13 protein-coding genes are annotated in these 16,910 nt (G+C 75.0%); 8 read left to right on the top strand and 5 right to left on the bottom strand.

Translation table 11 applies throughout. The annotated features are described in order from the left end of the window. The first annotated feature begins 123 nt into the window (after window positions 1-123). The 6 genes from BJP59_RS14940 to BJP59_RS14915 all read left to right on the top strand — a co-directional run bounded on the left by BJP59_RS14940 (window position 124) and on the right by BJP59_RS14915 (window position 6,381). On the top strand, window positions 124-1,518 hold the full coding sequence (locus BJP59_RS14940) for an alanine--tRNA ligase-related protein (protein ID WP_194521307.1): 1,395 nt from the start codon (window positions 124-126) through the stop codon (window positions 1,516-1,518). A gap of 157 nt (window positions 1,519-1,675) precedes the next feature. Further along, entirely contained in the window at window positions 1,676-3,559 is a 1,884-nt protein-coding gene (dnaK, locus tag BJP59_RS14935) for a molecular chaperone DnaK (protein ID WP_021479837.1), read from the top strand. Next, window positions 3,556-4,218 carry a nucleotide exchange factor GrpE gene (gene grpE / locus BJP59_RS14930; RefSeq protein ID WP_194521306.1) on the top strand — a complete coding sequence of 221 codons (663 nt, stop codon included), beginning with the start codon at window positions 3,556-3,558 and terminating at the stop codon, window positions 4,216-4,218. The genes dnaK and grpE overlap by 4 nt, the downstream gene beginning before the upstream one ends. Window positions 4,219-4,371: 153 nt before the next feature. Further along, window positions 4,372-5,367 (top strand): DnaJ C-terminal domain-containing protein, encoded by a 996-nt coding sequence (locus tag BJP59_RS14925; RefSeq protein ID WP_114552964.1) that lies wholly within the window; start codon window positions 4,372-4,374, stop codon window positions 5,365-5,367. A 37-nt stretch (window positions 5,368-5,404) separates the two neighbouring features. Then, window positions 5,405-5,914 carry a heat shock protein transcriptional repressor HspR gene (locus BJP59_RS14920; protein ID WP_083384591.1) on the top strand — a complete coding sequence of 170 codons (510 nt, stop codon included), beginning with the start codon at window positions 5,405-5,407 and terminating at the stop codon, window positions 5,912-5,914. 158 nt (window positions 5,915-6,072) lie between these two features. After that, entirely contained in the window at window positions 6,073-6,381 is a 309-nt protein-coding gene (locus BJP59_RS14915) for a DUF1540 domain-containing protein (RefSeq protein WP_021482763.1), read from the top strand. A 107-nt stretch (window positions 6,382-6,488) separates the two neighbouring features. On the opposite strand, the gene BJP59_RS14910 is transcribed toward BJP59_RS14915, so the two are convergent. Next, window positions 6,489-7,286 carry a hypothetical protein gene (locus BJP59_RS14910; protein ID WP_021482762.1) on the bottom strand — a complete coding sequence of 266 codons (798 nt, stop codon included), beginning with the start codon at window positions 7,284-7,286 and terminating at the stop codon, window positions 6,489-6,491. 193 nt (window positions 7,287-7,479) lie between these two features. Between BJP59_RS14910 and BJP59_RS14905 the strand changes: the two genes are divergently transcribed. After that, window positions 7,480-12,534, top strand: coding sequence for a sigma-70 family RNA polymerase sigma factor (locus BJP59_RS14905; RefSeq protein ID WP_194521305.1), 5,055 nt, complete (start codon window positions 7,480-7,482; stop codon window positions 12,532-12,534). A 31-nt stretch (window positions 12,535-12,565) separates the two neighbouring features. Here the strand turns inward: BJP59_RS14905 and BJP59_RS14900 are convergent, their stop codons facing one another. The 3 genes from BJP59_RS14900 to upp form a co-directional block, all read right to left on the bottom strand. After that, window positions 12,566-13,288, bottom strand: coding sequence for an NAD(P)-binding oxidoreductase (locus tag BJP59_RS14900; RefSeq protein WP_034651883.1), 723 nt, complete (start codon window positions 13,286-13,288; stop codon window positions 12,566-12,568). A 139-nt stretch (window positions 13,289-13,427) separates the two neighbouring features. Beyond that, complete coding sequence (locus tag BJP59_RS14895; RefSeq protein WP_194521304.1) at window positions 13,428-14,111, bottom strand: winged helix-turn-helix domain-containing protein; 684 nt, start codon at window positions 14,109-14,111, stop codon at window positions 13,428-13,430. A gap of 315 nt (window positions 14,112-14,426) precedes the next feature. Further along, window positions 14,427-15,062 (bottom strand): uracil phosphoribosyltransferase, encoded by a 636-nt coding sequence (upp, locus tag BJP59_RS14890; RefSeq protein WP_021482058.1) that lies wholly within the window; start codon window positions 15,060-15,062, stop codon window positions 14,427-14,429. 342 nt (window positions 15,063-15,404) lie between these two features. Between upp and BJP59_RS14885 the strand changes: the two genes are divergently transcribed. After that, window positions 15,405-15,836 carry a nucleoside deaminase gene (locus tag BJP59_RS14885; RefSeq protein ID WP_074804208.1) on the top strand — a complete coding sequence of 144 codons (432 nt, stop codon included), beginning with the start codon at window positions 15,405-15,407 and terminating at the stop codon, window positions 15,834-15,836. Window positions 15,837-15,977: 141 nt separating this feature from the next. Here the strand turns inward: BJP59_RS14885 and BJP59_RS14880 are convergent, their stop codons facing one another. After that, entirely contained in the window at window positions 15,978-16,781 is an 804-nt protein-coding gene (locus tag BJP59_RS14880; RefSeq protein WP_228485446.1) for an NAD-dependent protein deacetylase, read from the bottom strand. Window positions 16,782-16,910: the final 129 nt, after the last annotated feature.

The following is a 16,910-nucleotide window of genomic DNA, read 5'->3' as shown; positions in this document are numbered from 1 at the left end:
CCGCCCCGCGCCACCCTGCCCGCCCCGCCCCGGTGCCCCCCACCGTGGCGGGGCGCGGTCGTCCTCGCCGGGGCTGCGGGGATTGCCCTGGAAGTCGGTGGTGCCGGTCCCTGGGGTCGACGGATGGACGCCCAGGAGATCCGCTCGGCCTACCTCGACTTCTTCGCCGCCCGGGGGCCCGCCGTGATCGAGCGAGCGCCCCTCGTCCTGCGCGAGGACCCGACGACCCTGTTCACGGGCGCGGGCATGCAGCCGCTGATGCCCTACCTGCTCGGCGTGCGCCCGCACGCCGCCGGGCGGCTCCTGGTCGACTCGCAGCCGTGCCTGCGGTCGCAGGACATCGACGAGGTCGGCGACCGACGGCACACGACCTTCTTCGAGATGCTGGGCAACTGGAGCCTCGGGTCGGCCGACGTCGAGCGGCAGGTCCGGTGGTTCGTCGACTTCCTCGCGCTCGTCGGCGTCGACCTCGCGCGCCTCTACGTCACGTGCTTCCGCGGCTCGGCGGAGCACGGGATCCTCCGGGACGACGCGGCGGTCCAGGCCTGGGTCACGGTGTTCGCCGAGCACGGCATCGAGGCGTCGGTCGTGGACGTGGGGTCGCGTGCGGACGGGGACCGCGACGGCATGCGCGGCGGCCGGGTCTTCCTCTACGACGCCGAGGAGAACTGGTGGAGCCGGGGAGGTGGCCTGGAGGGCACGCCCGTGGGCGACCCCTGCGGGCCGGACTCGGAGGTCTTCTACGACCTCGGCCCGGAGCTCCACGACCCGTCTTCCGGGGAGCCCCATCCGGCGAGCGAGGGAGGACGGTTCGTCGAGATCGGCAACCAGGTGTTCATGCGCTACCGCCGCACGAGCGAGGGCTTCGTCCTCCTCGACGAGCCGAGCATCGACTTCGGGGGCGGGCTGGAGCGCATCGCCGCCGCCGCGACGGCGACCCCCGACGTGTTCGACGTGAGCCTGCTGCGCCCCCTGGTCGACCGGCTCGAGGACCTGAGCGGTCGCACCTACGAGGACGACCCGCGCCCGTTCCGTGTGATCGCGGACCACGTGCGCGCCGCGACGTTCCTCGCCGCCGACGGCGTGCGGCCGAGCAACAAGGCGCACGGGTACGTGCTGCGGCGGCTCGTGCGCCGGGCCGTGGTGCACGCGCTCCGGCTCGGGCTGGAGGACCGGTTCGTCGACGACCTCGTCGCCGTCGTGGCCGAGTCCTACCGCGACGCCTACCCGAACCTGGTCGAGCAGCACGAGGAGCTGAGCGGCGTGCTGCGGGACGAGGAGTCGCGCTTCCGACGCACGGTGCACCGAGGGCTCCGAGAGCTCGAGAGGCTCCGGGGCACGACCGTCACGGGCGACCACCTGTTCGTGCTCGCCGACACCTGGGGCTTCCCCGTCGAGCTGGCGGTCGACGAGGTCCGCCGCCGCGACATGGCTCTCGCCGCCGACTGGCAGGAGGGCTACGCGGAGCAACGCGCGCGCCAGCAGGCGCGGTCCCGGGCGGCCGCGAGCGGGGAATAGTGCGGGTCGCGTGAAGGTTGAGCCTGATGGACTCAAGTTGAGCCGGGTGAGGTTGCGCGAGCACCGACCACGGATCTACCTTGAGTGAAGCAGACTCAACCCGGTGTGCCGAGGCGCAGCAGCGCCGTCGGGCACCCAGAACGACGGAGGCACACACATGGCACGAGCAGTCGGGATCGACCTCGGCACCACCAACTCGGTGGTCGCCGTCCTCGAGGGCGGAGAGCCCACGGTCATCGCGAACGCCGAGGGGTCGCGCACGACGCCGTCGGTGGTCGCCTTCTCCAAGACCGGCGAGGTCCTCGTCGGCGAGGTCGCCAAGCGCCAGGCGGTCACGAACGTCGACCGCACCATCAGCTCGGTGAAGCGCCACATGGGCACCGACTGGTCGGTGGAGATCGACGACAAGAAGTACACCGCGCAGGAGATCTCCGCGCGCATCCTGGGCAAGCTCAAGCGCGACGCCGAGGAGTACCTGGGCGAGCCCGTCACGGACGCGGTCGTCACCGTCCCGGCGTACTTCAACGACGCCGAGCGCCAGGCGACCAAGGACGCCGGGCAGATCGCGGGCCTCAACGTGACCCGCATCGTCAACGAGCCCACCGCGGCCGCGCTCGCCTACGGCCTGGAGAAGGGCAAGGAGGACGAGCTCATCCTCGTCTTCGACCTGGGCGGCGGCACGTTCGACGTCTCGCTCCTCGAGGTCGGCAAGGACGAGGACGACTTCTCCACGATCCAGGTCCGCGCGACCTCGGGCGACAACCGCCTCGGTGGCGACGACTGGGACAACCGCATCGTCGAGCACCTCATCAAGCAGGTGAAGAACAGCTCGGGCGTCGACCTGTCGAAGGACAAGATCGCGCTCCAGCGTCTGCGCGAGGCCGCCGAGCAGGCGAAGAAGGAGCTCTCGTCCGCGACGAGCACCACCATCTCGATGCAGTACCTCTCGATGAGCGAGAACGGCCCCATCCACCTGGACGAGAAGCTCACGCGCGCCCAGTTCCAGCAGATGACGCAGGACCTCCTCGACCGGACGAAGGCCCCGTTCCACAAGGTCATCTCCGACGCGGGCGTCTCCGTCTCCGACATCGACCACGTCGTGCTCGTGGGTGGCTCCACCCGCATGCCGGCCGTGACCGACGTCGTCAAGGAGCTCACGGGCGGCAAGGAGCCGAACAAGGGCGTCAACCCGGACGAGGTCGTCGCCGTCGGCGCGGCCCTGCAGGCCGGCGTCATCTCCGGTGACCGCAAGGACGTCCTGCTCATCGACGTGACCCCGCTGTCCCTCGGCATCGAGACCAAGGGCGGTGTGATGACCAAGCTCATCGAGCGCAACACGGCCATCCCGACCAAGCGCAGCGAGATCTTCTCGACGGCCGAGGACAACCAGCCGTCGGTGCTCATCCAGGTGTTCCAGGGCGAGCGCGAGTTCGCGCGCGACAACAAGCCGCTCGGCACCTTCGAGCTGACCGGCATCGCGCCGGCCCCGCGCGGCGTGCCGCAGATCGAGGTCACCTTCGACATCGACGCGAACGGCATCGTCCACGTCGGCGCGAAGGACCGCGGCACCGGCAAGGAGCAGAAGATGACCATCACGGGCGGCTCGGCGCTGCCCAAGGAGGACATCGACCGCATGGTCAAGGAGGCCGAGGAGCACGCGGCCGAGGACAAGAAGCGTCGCGAGGACGCGGAGACCCGCAACCAGGCCGAGGCGTTCGTCTACTCGACCGAGAAGCTCGTCTCCGAGAACAAGGAGAAGCTCCCCGCCGACGTCGTCACCGAGGTCGAGGCCGACATCGCGTCGGTCAAGTCCGCGCTCGAGGGCGAGGACGCCGACGCCGTGAAGACCGCGCACGAGAAGCTCGTCGCGTCCTCGCAGAAGATCGGCCAGGCGCTCTACGCCTCGGCCGAGCAGGAGCAGGCCGCCGGCAACCCCGGTGCCGCGCAGGACGACGCCACCGCCGCGGCGGGCGCGACGTCCGCCCCGGACGAGGACGTCGTCGACGCCGAGATCGTGGACGAGGAGGACGAGCGCAAGTGACGGCCGACGGACCGACCGACCCGCAGGGCCCCGAGGAGCAGGCCGGGCGCGAGCCCGGCCAGGGCTCCGACGACAAGCCCTTCCACTTCACGGACAAACGCAAGGTCGACCCGGAGAGCGGTCGGCCCCGCCCCGAGGGCGAGGCCGGCGGCTCCGCGGGCGACGACGCGGAGACGGACCCGCTCGCGGGCCTCGACTTCGAGCCGTCCGACGAGGCCGGGGTCGACGCCGCGGTCCTCGCGGCGAAGGCCGAGGCCGCGGAGCACCTCGACGCGCTCCAGCGCGAGCGGGCCAGCTTCACGAACTACCGCAACCGGTCGCTGCGCGACCAGGAGGCCGCGCGCACGAAGGGGGTCGAGGACGTGCTCACCGCGCTCCTCCCGGTCCTCGACGACATCGACCGCGCGCGGCAGCACGGCGAGCTGACGGGGCCGTTCGCGGCCATCGCCGACAAGCTCGACGCGTCGCTCGAGAAGTTCGGGATCGAGCGCTACGGCGCGGTCGGGGACGAGTTCGACCCCACCGTCCACGAGGCGCTCATGCACCAGCCCGACCCCGAGGCCACCGCCACCACGGTGAACCTCGTCATCGAGCCGGGCTACCGGATCGGGGACCGGGTCGTGCGCGCCGCGCGCGTCTCGGTCGTCGGCCCGCAGTAGCCACCCCTTCCTCGTGCCCGACGGCGCGGGCGCACCTCCCGCGCGGAGGTGCGCTCCGCCGTCGGGCACGCGAGGATCACCAGCAGCAGACCCACCGGCAGCAGCCACGGAACGAAGGACCAGGACCACGACCACCGACAGGAGGGAGGCGCCGTGACCGGACAGGACTGGATGGAGAAGGACTTCTACGCCGCGCTCGGCGTCCCCAAGGACGCCGACGACGCCGCGATCAAGAAGGCCTACCGCAAGCTCGCCCGCAAGTACCACCCTGACCAGAACCAGGGTGACGCGAGCGCCGAGGCCAAGTTCAAGGAGATCGGCGAGGCGTACGCCGTGCTGTCGGACCCCAAGGAGCGCGAGCAGTACGACGCGATCCGGGCGATGGCGGGCGGCGGCGCGCGCTTCTCCGCGGGCCCCGGCGGTGCCGGGGGAGCGGGCTTCGAGGACGTCTTCGGCGGCATGTTCGGCGGCGGCGGGGGCCCGGGCGGCACCCGGGTGCGCTACTCGACCGGCGGCCAGGGCGCGGGCGGGTTCGAGGACATCCTCGGCTCGATGTTCGGCGGCGGCGCGGCGGGCCAGCAGTTCGGCGGCCCCCGCCCCCGTGCGGGCGCCGACCTCGCGGCCGCCACGACCCTGCCGTTCCGGCAGGCGGTCGAGGGGTCGACCGTGACGTTCACCGTCGACGGCCGCACGGTCACGACGCGCATCCCGCCGGGCGTCCGCGACGGCCAGAAGATCCGGCTGCGCGGCAAGGGCCGCCCCGGCACGGCCGGCGGGCCCGACGGCGACCTCGTCGTCACCGTGCACGTCACCCCGCACCCGGTGTTCTCGCTCGACGGCGACAACCTGCGGATCACGGTCCCGGTGACGTTCCCCGAGGCCGCGCTCGGCGCCACCATCGCCGTCCCGACGCTCGACGGCTCGACCGTCAAGGTCAAGGTGCCGGCCGGCACGCCCTCCGGGCGCACGCTGCGCGTCCGCGGCCGCGGCGTGAAGACCGCGAAGTCGACCGGCGACCTGCTCGTCACGGTCCAGGTCGCCGTGCCGCAGAAGCTCTCGAAGGCCGCGCGCGAGGCCGTCGAGACGTTCGCCGCCGAGACCGCCGGCCAGGACGTGCGCGCCGACCTGGTCCGCCAGGCCGCGGAGTGACCGGCGCCCGGAGCGCCGGCTCGGGAAGGAGGCCCGGATGACCGCGTACCGCACGGACGACGCCCGGACGGGTCCGGACGTGACGCCCGACGTCGACCAGGACGCGCCCGTCCTCGTTATCTCGCAGGCCGCCGCGCTCGCGGGCATGCACCCGCAGACGCTGCGCCAGTACGACCGCCTCGGCCTCGTGGTGCCCCGCCGCACCGCGGGCCGGGGGCGGCGGTACTCGCTGCGCGACGTCGCGAAGCTGCTTGAGGTGCAGCGCCTCAGCCACGACGAGGGCATCAACCTCGCGGGCATCCAGCGGATCCTCGCCCTCGAGTCCCAGGTCGAGCGGCTCGAGCGGCGCATCGAGGCGCTCTCGGCGCGCGTCGAGCCGGGCGGCCGCGTGTTCGCCGCCGCGGCGAGCGGCGACGTCGTCGTCGTGCCGCGCGGGCGCAGCGTGCGGCGCGGGGTCGAGGAGGCCCTGCGCGAGACGCTCGTCGAGCACGGCGAGGCGCGCGCGCTCGTCATCTGGCGGCCCCGGGCCGACGGCACCGACAACTGACCTGCGGCGCGGCATTTCCGCAAGAATGCCGTGCGCTAATTGCGGCGCATTCCTGCATTTCTTAGCAAGGCCTTCCTTGCTATACACCGAGGAATTCCGGGAATACCGTGGAACGCGGAGACCGACCCACGGCGGGTCCTCGGAGACAGGAGATCGCGATGAGCAGCCTCACGGAGATGCCCCAGGTCGTCGAGTGTTCCATCGACGGCTGCGGCTACAACCACGACCACGGGTGCCACGCGGGCGCCGTGACCATCGCCGGTCACACGGGCGACGCCGAGTGCGCGACGTTCATCCCGCTGGGCACGAAGGGCGGGCTGGAGAAGGTGCTCGCGCACGTCGGGGCCTGCCAGCGCACGGAGTGCGTCCACAACGCCTCGCTCGAGTGCTCCGCGCCGTCGATCCGCGTCGGGGCGGGTGCGTCCGGCGAGGACCGCGCCGACTGCCTCACCTTCACGCCGCGCTGACGCGCGGTCGCCGCCTTGCTCGCGGGCGGTCGGTCACCTGCCGGCCGCAGACGCCCCCGGACGCCCCGGACCACGTGCTCGCCCGCGTGGGACGGGGCGTCGTCGTGTCAGCGCTGGAGCGTGTCGAGGAGCTGGACGGCCGCCGTGTGGGTGCGGGGGAGGGGTTCGAGCCAGACGCGCGGTGGTCGGCGCAGGATCGCCGTCACGCCCAGCGCGAGACCGGTGCGCTCGATGTTGTGGCGGAGCACGGTGCGCACCATGGCGTCGTCGGCGTCCCGCTCGCCGAGCACGACGAAGAGCCCGTTGCCGATCGAGGCCATGGGGTGGCCCTCGCCGAACGTGTGGGTGAGCGCGCGGCCCATCGCCGCCGACCGCGCGAACCGCTGCCAGCCCGTCAGGTCGTCGAGCGCGACGTCGACGACGAGCAGCCCGTGGGTCTGGGTCGCGTCCAGGCCCGCGCGCTCGGCCGCGCCGTACGTCTCGCGGAGCCGGTGCACCAGGTACTGGGTCGTCGCGAGGCCGGACTCCGGGTCCAGGACCTCGGGTGTCACAGGGCTGGCCTCGTACCCCTCGGACCAGCCGACCGCCACGCCGCGGACCAGGTCGACGACCGGTTCGCGGTCGTGGGCGCGGTACAGGCAGACGACGTCGTCGATGGCCTCGCCGATCCCGACCCCGGCCTCCGCGCGGACGCGGCCGAGCCGCTCGGCGGCGGGCGTCGCGTCCCGCTCCTCGCACAACGCCTCGACGAGCGCGTCGACGGCAGGGTGGTACCAGTCGCCCGGCCGTAGCCAGACGCTGTCGGCGCTCGCGCGCCGCCACCGCTCGCGCACGGCGTCGGTCGCGGGCACGGCGTACCCCGGGAGGTGGTCCATGTAGATGAGACGTGCGGGCGAGCGGTCCATGACGCGGGAACGGCGAGAAGTTTCCAGGACCTCACGTCCCGGGTGAAACGGGACGAAAGCCAGAAAGCACCGCCGTCAGCGCTCCGGTGGCGGGAACCCTCTGCCCGTGAGATGGACGGGCGTCTACTATGGCCACCGTAGCCTCGGTTCGGGGCGGTCTCCGGGGCGGGTGACGATGACGCAGGCACAACGGGTGGACAGCGAGGCGTTCAGCGACGCCGAGCTCATCACCGCCGTACGTGCAGGGGACACGAGCGCCTACGGGGTGCTCTACGAGCGGCACGCCGGGGCCGCCCGCACGGTCGCGCGCCAGTACGTCCGCTCGAGCGCCGACGCCGACGACGTCGTGTCCGACGCGTTCGCCCGCACGCTCTCCGTGCTGCAGAACGGCGGCGGCCCGGACGTCACGTTCCGCGCCTACCTCTTCACGGTCGTGCGCCGTCTGTCGTACGACCTCGTCAGCGGGGCCCGGCGCACGCAGCCGACCGACGACGAGCGCACGTTCGAGTCCGCGTTCGGCCCGATGGCCTCGACGGAGGACCCGACGCTCGAGGGCTTCGAGCGCTCGACCGTCACGCGCGCCTACCAGGACCTGCCGGAGCGGTGGCGTGCCGTGCTCTGGTACACCGAGGTCGAGAACCTGTCCCCGGCCGAGATCGCCCCGCTGCTGGGCCTCACCGCGAACGGCGTCTCCGCGCTCGCGTACCGCGCCCGCGAGGGGCTGCGCCAGGCGTACCTCCAGCAGCACCTCACGTCCGTGCCCGCCGAGGAGTGCCGCACGGTCAACGCGCTCCTCGGGTCGTACGTGCGCGGGGGCCTCGCCAAGCGCGAGACGGCGCGCGTCGAGTCGCACCTCGAGGGCTGCGACGACTGCCGCGGGCTCGTGCTCGAGCTGGGCGACGTCTCCCACGGCATGCGCGCCGTCATCGCCCCGCTCGTGCTCGGCGTGGGCGCGCTCGGTCTCGTCGGGACGGCGCTGCCCACCACGGGCGGCGCGACGGTCGCCGGCGGGGTCGCGGCCGCCCTCCAGGGCGCGTCCGGCAGCGGGACGGCGAGCAGCTCGGGCGCCGGTGGGTCGGGCGGCGCTGGCGGGTCGAGCGCCGGCGGGTCGAGCGCCGGAGGATCGGGCGCCGGTGGGTCCGGTGCGGCGGGCGGTTCGGGTGCTGCCGGCGGGTCCGGTGCGGCGGGCGGGTCCGGTGCGGCGACCGGTGCCGGGGCTGGTGCGGGCGTCGGCGGCGGCGCCGGCGCGGGCGCCGCCGGGACCGGCGTGATCGGCGGGGCCGGCGCGGCGGCGGGAGCCGTCGGCGCCGCGGGCAGCGTCGCCGGAGGCGCGGCCGGTGCGGGCGCGGGTGCCGGGGCTGCTGCGGTGGGCGGAGCGGCGGCCGTCGGCGGTGCGGCGGCGGGCGGCGGCGCCCTGGCCGCGGCCGGGGCCGGAGGCCTGCTCGCGCTGGTCGCGTCCGCGCCGATCGCCGCGGCGGCGGTCACCGTGGGCGTGCTCGCGGTCGCCGGGCTGGGCGTCGCGGGCGCGCTCGGAGCCTTCACTCCCGAGCCCACGCCGTCACCGACCTCGCAGTCGTCCCCGACGCCGTCCGGCTCGTCCCCCTCTCCGTCTCCGTCGCCCTCGCCGAGCTCGGGCACGACCGCCCCGACGCCCGACCCCACGACGGACCCGACGTCCCCCACCAACATCCCGCCGGCGCCGACGGACCCCGCCACCCCCGACGCGACGACGGCTCCGCCCGCGGATGCGGGCGCGCCCGGCGGGACGAGCCCGGTCGGCTCGACGCCCACCGACCCGGCTCCCGGCGGCTCGACCCCCGTCGACCCGGGGACCGGCGAGCCGACGCCCGTCGACCCGCCGCCGGAGCCGGCTCCGGCCGCGCTCGACGTCGCGCTCGGGACCGGCATCGAGATGGAGGCGCGCAAGCCCGCCGACGTGCGCCTGACGGTGTCGAACTCGGGCGGGAGGGCGGCGCAGAACGTCACGGTCGAGATCGACCTGCCGGCCGGCGTCGAGGCCGTCACGTCGTCGGTCGTCGCGCGCGGCGCGTCGGTCGCGCCCGTGCTGCGCACGGCTGCGCTCCCGTGCGGGCCTGCCGCTGCGGGCGGGACGCTCGCGTGCGCGGTGGGCGTGCTCGCGCCCGGCGAGGCGCGCGACCTCGTCGTCACGGTCACGGCCCGGGGCGGCGGCGTCTACGAGTTCCCTGCGCGCGTGAAGGCGGAGGGCCTGCGCACGGTGGAGCGCAACCTCACGCCGCCGCCGCTGAAGTACGTCGGCGCGGAGGTCCGGCTCGACGACGAGCGCGTGACGCTCGCGGCGAACCCCGGGTCCGCGACGCTCACGCTCACGGCCGCCAACACCGGCGACCGTGATGCCCAGGGCGTCCGCTTCACCGTGCCCGAGCTGCCGAAGGGGCTGTCCCTCCGACCTGTCGACGACGGCTGGACCTGCACCACCCCGGCGCGGGGCGCCGCGCTCGAGTGCGCGAGCGACACCGTGCTGCCCGCGCCGGCCCGGGGTGCGTCCGCGGGACGGTCGGTCGAGCTGGCGGTCGAGCTGCGCGCGAACGGTGCGTTCGTGCCCGAGGTCCAGCAGCGCGACGACGGCGCGCTCCGCGTGCTCCCCGCCGACGTCCCCGTCGAGGTGCGGGCCGGAGCCGACGACCAGGCGGTCACGGCGAGCCGCACCCTGAGCGCGGCGGTGCCGCTCGCGTGGCTCGGGGCCGACGGCGTCCAGGTCCGCGCGGAGAACGCGGACGGCACGGTGCGGTACACCGCCGACGTCGCGAACCGGACGGGCGCGCCCGTCACGGTCGGCCTCGCCGCGCCCGACACGCCCGCGTGGCACGCGGCCGACCTCCCCGCGCGCACGAGCGTCGGTGAGAGCGCCTCGCTGGTCGTCGACGTCAATGCGCCCGCGGTGCCCGCGAGCATGCTCGTGCTCTCGCAGGAGCGGCTGCTCGTCGGACCGGGCGGCGAGGCGGTCGTCTCGCGGCCGCCGAGCGACGTCGCGCTCGCCCTCGACGGCCAGACGATCGCGCCGGTCGTCCCGGAACCGGCGGTCGCGCAGTGCGTGTTCGACCCCGAGACGGACACGTCGTCCGCCGCCGCGACGCTGACCTTCGACAACTCGGCCTCGACCCTCCCGGTCGAGTTCTCGGTCGACGGGCACCCGGGCCTCGCGCAGACGGTCCCGGCGCGGGCTCGTGCCGAGGTCGACCTTCCCCCGGCGGGAGCCGCGCCTGCGACGTACGCGCTGCTGGCCGACGGCGACGCGCTCGTCTCCCGCACGGTCGGCGCGGTCGACTGCTTCGCGTGGGACGTCGAGGGCTCGGCGACCGCGGAGTGGGCGCCCACCGAGGGCGGCGGCTCCGTCGTGGTGAGCGGGACGTTCCGCAACGACCACGCGGCGGCGACGCTGCGCGTGGCCCTGGACGGCGGAGAGCTCGGCACGACGCGCGCGGTCGACGTCGCACCCGGCGCGGAGGCCGTGCTGACCCTCGACACCGGTTCCCGGCAGGTCGCCGCGGGCGAGGTCGCGTTCCGCGTCTCCCGGCTCGACGGCTCGGGCCGGGCGCACGTCGTGACCGCCGCGTACGACGCCGTGCGGCACGCGCCCGCGGTGGACGCGCCGACCGTCGGGGCGTGCGTGCTCGACCCGGCGACCGAGCGGTCGTCCGCCCCGGTCGCGCTGCGTTACGACAACACGCGCTCGACCGTCCCCGTGGTGTTCACCGTCGCCGGTCGCGACGACCTGACGCGGACGGTCGACGGCGGCCGGGACGCCGTCGTCGACGTGCCCGGCGGTGTCGGGGAGGCGTCGCTGACGCTCGACGTGCTGGCCGACGGCGCGGCCCTCGCGAGCCACGAGATCCCGGGCGTCGACTGCTTCGACTGGTCCGTCGCGGACGGCTCCGCGTCGGCGACGGCCACGTGGGTCGTGCCGGACGGTGCGGGCGCCGGCTCGACGGTCGTGCGCGGGACGTTCCACAACCCGTACCGGGCGACGACGCTGCGGGTCACGATGACGACGCCGTACGGCGTCGCCGCGCCCGTGGAGGTCGCCCCGGGCGCGACCGCGACGCTCGCCGTCGACACCCGCCTGCGCGACGTCCCGGCCGGGACGGCCACGTTCGCGGTCGAGCGGGTTCACGCCCCCGGCCTGGCGGGGAGCACGGTGACCGCGTCGTACGCCGCGACGACCTACGCGCCGTCGTGGGCGCGCACGGCGACGGTCGAGGCGCGCTGGCAGGACGGCTCGATCCGGCTCGTCGGCACCCTGACGAACGACACGGGGGAGACGCTCGACGCCCGGATGCTCGGCGGCGCGCTCGGGGACTCCGCCCCGGTGAGCGGCATCAAGCCGGGGGAGACGGCGACCTTCACGATCGACACGGGGAAGCTCGACGTCAAGGCCGGGAAGGTGACCTTCCGCCAGTACCGCTGGGTGCTCGGGAAGGGCTTCCAGGACTCCACCCTCGCGGCGACCTACCGGGGCGCGGCGTACGTGCCCGACTGGGCGGCGACCCTCACGGCGACGACGCAGTGCGCGCCCGGCGGGGGCGGGGTGGTGCTCACGACCGGTCTGCGGAACGACGCCGACGAGCCGACCCGCGTCGTCGTCCGCACCCCGTTCGGCACGCGCGACCTCGGCGAGGTCGCGCCGGGTGCGAGCGCGAGCGTCGACCTGCCCGCGGGCGCCCTCGCGGTGCGGTCCGGTGCGGTCACGTTCGAGCTCTCGCGCACGGTCCTCGGCACCCCGTTCGCGGAGACGGTGACGGCCCGGTTCGACGCGCTCGACTGCGCGGTCGTGGCGCCCGGCGGGAGCCTCGTCCTCGGTGACCCGTACTACGACGCGAAGCGTGGTGACTCGTTCCGCACGGTGTCCGTGCTCCTCGACAACGCGGGCTCCAACGTCCCGCTGACCTTCCGGGTCACCGGGCAGGCGAAGGGGCAGTGGGACCTCGCGGCCGGCGAGCGCCGCACGGTGGCGCTGGGCGAGGCCTCCGGGTCCGGGGCGAAGTACGTGCTGCACGCGGGATCGTGGTCCGAGCAGCTCGTGGTCGACCCCTTCAGCGCGGCGCCCGCGTGCTACGCCGCGTGGGAGGTCGACGAGTGGTACGGCTTCGGCGACGAGGTGTCCTACGGCGGCTGGAACTACACGGCGCGGATCGCGAACGTCCTCATCCGGCCCGACCGTGACCCGCTCGGGGTGATCTGGCAGCGCGAGGCCCGCTGCGCGGGCTGACGCACCCGACGTCCGTCGCCGGGCCGGGCGGTCAGGGCAGGACGTCGGCGAGCGCGTCCTCGACGGGGCGGTCGCCGCCCACGAGGTCGAGCACGAGTCCGGCCGAGCGGGGCTCGTGGAGCACCGCCGCGAGCACGAGCGCGACGTCGTCGCGCGTCACGTCGGACCGCTCGCCGACGGCGGCGCCGGGCTTGCGCCGCTTGCCGCGCGGCTTGTCGCCGTCGCCCACGGGGGCGAGGGCCACGAGCCCGACGCCCGGGTCGTCGGTGAGACGGCCGGGCCGGACGATCGTCCACTGCAGGTCCGTGCGGGCGCGCAGGTCGTCCTCCGCAGCGGCCTTCGCCCGCAGGTAGGCCCAGAACACGTCGTCGACGCCGTCGGGGCGCTCGTCGGCACGGGCCGCCTCGACGCCGCGCGACGAGACGAGGACGTATCGCCCCACCCCGGCGCGCTCGGCGGCGTCGGCGAGGAGGGCCGCGCCCGCGCGGTCGACCGCGTCCTTGCGCGGCGCCCCGCTGCCGGGCCCGGCGCCCGCGGCGAACACGACGGCGTCCGCGCCCTCGAGCTCGAACGACACCGCGACGGCGTCGTCCTTCTCGAGGTCGACCAGCGCGACGTGCGCGCCGAGCTCCGTGAGATCCGTGATCTGCGCGGCGGACCGCACGAAGGCGACGACGTCGTCCCCGCGCTCCACCAGCGTCCGGGCCAGGCGACGGCCCACCTGGCCGTGACCTCCCGCGATGACTGTGCGCATGGGCCGAACGTATCGCCGCACGCGCGTCCGCGCCCGGCGAGCGGGCGGCGTGCGAGGGCCGTCACAGGAGGGGGTTGCGCTGCCGGGCGCGTGGTCCCCCACGTACCCCCACGTCGACCGCGGCCCGGCAGCGCGGTCCTCAGGCGGCGTCCCCCGAGCCGCCGAGGACGACGGGGGTCTGCGGGTCGAACCGGTAGCCGAGCCCGCGGACCGTGGTGATGACGTGCTCCAGCCCGAGCTTCTCGCGCAGGCGTCGCACGTGGACGTCGATGGTGCGGCTGCCGCTCGCGATCTCGTGGTCGGCCCACACGGTCTCCAGCAGCTCGGCGCGCGTCACGACGCGGTGCGCCGTGCGCGCGAGATACGACAGCAGCTCGAGCTCGCGGAACGTCAGGCGCGCCGAGCGGCCCTCCACGGTGACCGTGCGCCCCGCGGGGTCGATGACGACGCGCGGCACGGGCGAGAGGGTCGCGAGCCGCTCGCGGAACGCGGCGATGTCCTGGACGGGCGACGTCGTCGCGGTCGTGGGCTCCGCGAGGGCGAGCGCCGTGTACGTCTCGGCGCTCGGCAGCCAGTCGCGCGCGAGCTCGCCCAGGGCCTCGGCGAGCTCGACGAGCTGCGCCTGCGGCTGCTCGCCCGGCGCGGCGTCGACGCCGACGTAGAGCACGAAGCCGGGGTTGCGCCGCGGGGCGGCGGGCTCGGGCGCCGCCGCGCGGGGTGCGGGGGCGGGCCGCGGGGCGGTGGGGCGCGGCGTCGTCGCCCGGGCGGCGGGGACGCGGGCCGACGGCGTGCGGCGGGCGGGGCGGGTAGCGGTGAGCGTCATGGGTGGCTCCGGGTGCGTCGGGCCGACGGCGACGCCGGGAGTCCGGCGGGTCGGCAGGGGTCGAGGGCTGAACCGAGGTGCGGGAGAGGGTTCAGGCCTGACAACAGACGCACACGACCGCGCCCGGGAGCACGCCGGACGGCGCGCTGACGGGACGGGTCGAGGTGCTCACGGGAGCGAGCATGGCAGCGGAGCGCACGGCACGCCAAGAGGAGCCGTGGAAGTTCTCAGCATGCGGACCGCGGCGATCTCGCGTTCCGGGCGTGCCGAGCGGGCGCCGGGGCGTCCCGGCGGGTGTTCGTGCAGGTGGGAGGGTCAGACGACGCCGTACAGGCGGTCGCCCGCGTCGCCCAGGCCGGGCACGATGTACGCCTTCTCGTCGAGGCGCTCGTCGACCGCGGCGACCACGAGCTGGACGTCGACGCGCTCGCCGACCGCCTTCTCGAGCACCTGGATGCCCTCCGGCGCGGCGAGCAGGCACACGGCGGTGACGTCGCGCGCCCCGCGCGCGAAGACGTAGTCGATCGCCGCGACGAGCGTGCCGCCGGTCGCGAGCATCGGGTCGAGCAGGAAGACGTGCCGGCCCGTGAGGTCGTCGGGGAGGCGGTTCGCGTACGTGACCGCCTCGAGCGTCTCCTCGTCGCGCTGCATCCCGAGGAACCCGACCTCGGCCGTGGGCAGGAGCCGCGTCATGCCCTCGAGCATGCCGAGGCCCGCGCGCAGGATCGGCACCACGAGGGGGCGCGGCTCCGCGAGCCGGACGCCGACCGTCCTGGTCACGGGCGTCTCGATCTCGTGCGGCTCGACGCGTACGTCCCGCGTCGCCTCGTAGGCGAGGAGGGTGACCAGCTCGTCGACGAGGAGCCGGAACGTCGAGGACGTCGTCTCCTTGTTCCGCAGGACGGTCAGCTTGTGGGCCACGAGCGGGTGGTCGGCGACGTGCAGGCGCATGGTGACAACGGTATCGGACCGCTGGCCGTCCGCCGTACCGGCCGGTAACCGGTCCGCGCACGGGGTGGCGCCCGGTCGCTAGCCTGGTGCGGCCCGCACCTACCGACCGGAGGTCCCGTGCCCGACGACGTCGCCCACCCCGGCGAGCCGGCCCACCCGGGCGGCCCCGCCCGCTCGGGCGACCCCGCGCACCGGGGCGACCTCGCGCACCGGGGCGACCTCGCGCACCCGGAGGAGGGGACGGCGTCGGGCACCGTGCCGCGCGGGCTCGCGATCCCTGCCACGGAGGGCGCGTTCCCGCCCGCCACGGTCGCGGGGCGCCGCCGGACGTGGGACGCCCTCATGGGCCTCGCGCTGCACGAGGCGACCCACGCGCTCGCGAGCGCCGACGTGCCCGTGGGGGCGGTCGTCGTCGGGCCGGACGGGCGGCTGCTCGGCGTGGGACGCAACCGGCGCGAGGAGACGGGCGACCCGACCGCGCACGCCGAGGTGCTCGCGCTGCGCCAGGCCGCCGCGACGTGGGGGGAGTGGCGCCTCGAGGGCTGCACGCTCGTCGTCACGCTCGAGCCGTGCGTCATGTGCGCGGGCGCGCTCGTGCTGGCGCGCGTCGAGCGGCTCGTGCTCGGGGCGTGGGACCCGAAGGCCGGCGCGACCGGCTCGGTGTGGGACCTCGTGCGCGACCAGCGCGCGAACCACGCCGTCGAGGTCGTCGGCGGCGTGCGCGAGGACGAGTGCGCACGGCTGCTCCGCGACTTCTTCGGCGCGCAGCGCTGAGCGCACCCCCTGTCGTCGCGGTCGCGGTGGGGAGGAAGGGCGGCGCCGGGTCTACCATCCGACGCCTCGTTCCTCGGCGCCTCCCGCCAGGCCCGCCACGACCCGGCGCCGTCCTTCCTCCCCACCGCTGGGTCGGTGGCCTCAGCGCGCGAGCGCCTCGGCGAGGGCGGTGAGGGTCTCCGTGGTGCCGGCCTCGATCTTGAGCGTCGCGAGCGGGTCGCCGCGCGTCCATCCGCGGTTGACGATGACGACCGGCTTGCCGTCCTTCGCCGCGTGCCGCACGAACCGCAGCCCGCTCAGCACCGTGAGCGACGACCCGGCGACGAGGAGCGCGTCGCCCTCGTCGACCATCGCGAACGCACGGTCGACCCGTTCGCGCGGCACGTTCTCCCCGAAGTACACGATCTCCGGCTTGAGGACCCCGCCGCAGAACTCGCACGGTGCGGGCCGGAAGTGCGACGTCTGCTCGATCACGGCGTCCGCGTCCGGCGCGATCTCCACGTCGCCGACGTCACCGATGCTCTCCAGGAACCCCGGGTTGAGGGCGGTCAGGCGCTCGGCCAGGTGCTCGCGCGAGATGACGCGCCCGCACTGCAGACAGATCACGCGGTCGTAGCGGCCGTGCAGGTCGATGACGTTGCGGCTGCCCGCGTCCTCGTGCAGCAGGTCCACGTTCTGCGTGACGAGCCCGACGAGCACGCCCGCGTCCTCCAGTCGCGCCAGCGCCCGGTGGCCCGCGTTCGGGTGCGTGCGGTGCACGTGCTGCCACCCGACGTGGTTGCGCGCCCAGTAGTGGCGGCGGAACGCCTCGTCCTGCACGAACTGCTGGTACGTCATCGGGTTGCGCGGCGGCGAGTCCGGGCCGCGGTAGTCCGGGATCCCCGAGTCCGTCGACACGCCCGCGCCCGTGAGCGCCGTGACCCGCAGCCCGCGCAGCAGCTCCACCGCGTCCTCGACCGTTCCCGTCCGCGGCGCCGGTTCCGCGCCCGCCGGTGGCTGGCTCGGCCGCCACGCGAGCCGCGACGACAGGGTCGGGACGGCGGACGGCAGGTCGGCGGCCGACGTCGCCACGTG

The sequence above is a fragment of the Cellulosimicrobium sp. JZ28 genome (assembly GCF_015327065.1).
In the GTDB taxonomy this organism is placed as follows: Bacteria; Actinomycetota; Actinomycetes; order Actinomycetales; family Cellulomonadaceae; genus Cellulosimicrobium; species Cellulosimicrobium funkei.
Note: the sequence above shows the minus strand (reverse complement) of the source record. Positions and strands in the feature narration are given on the sequence as shown.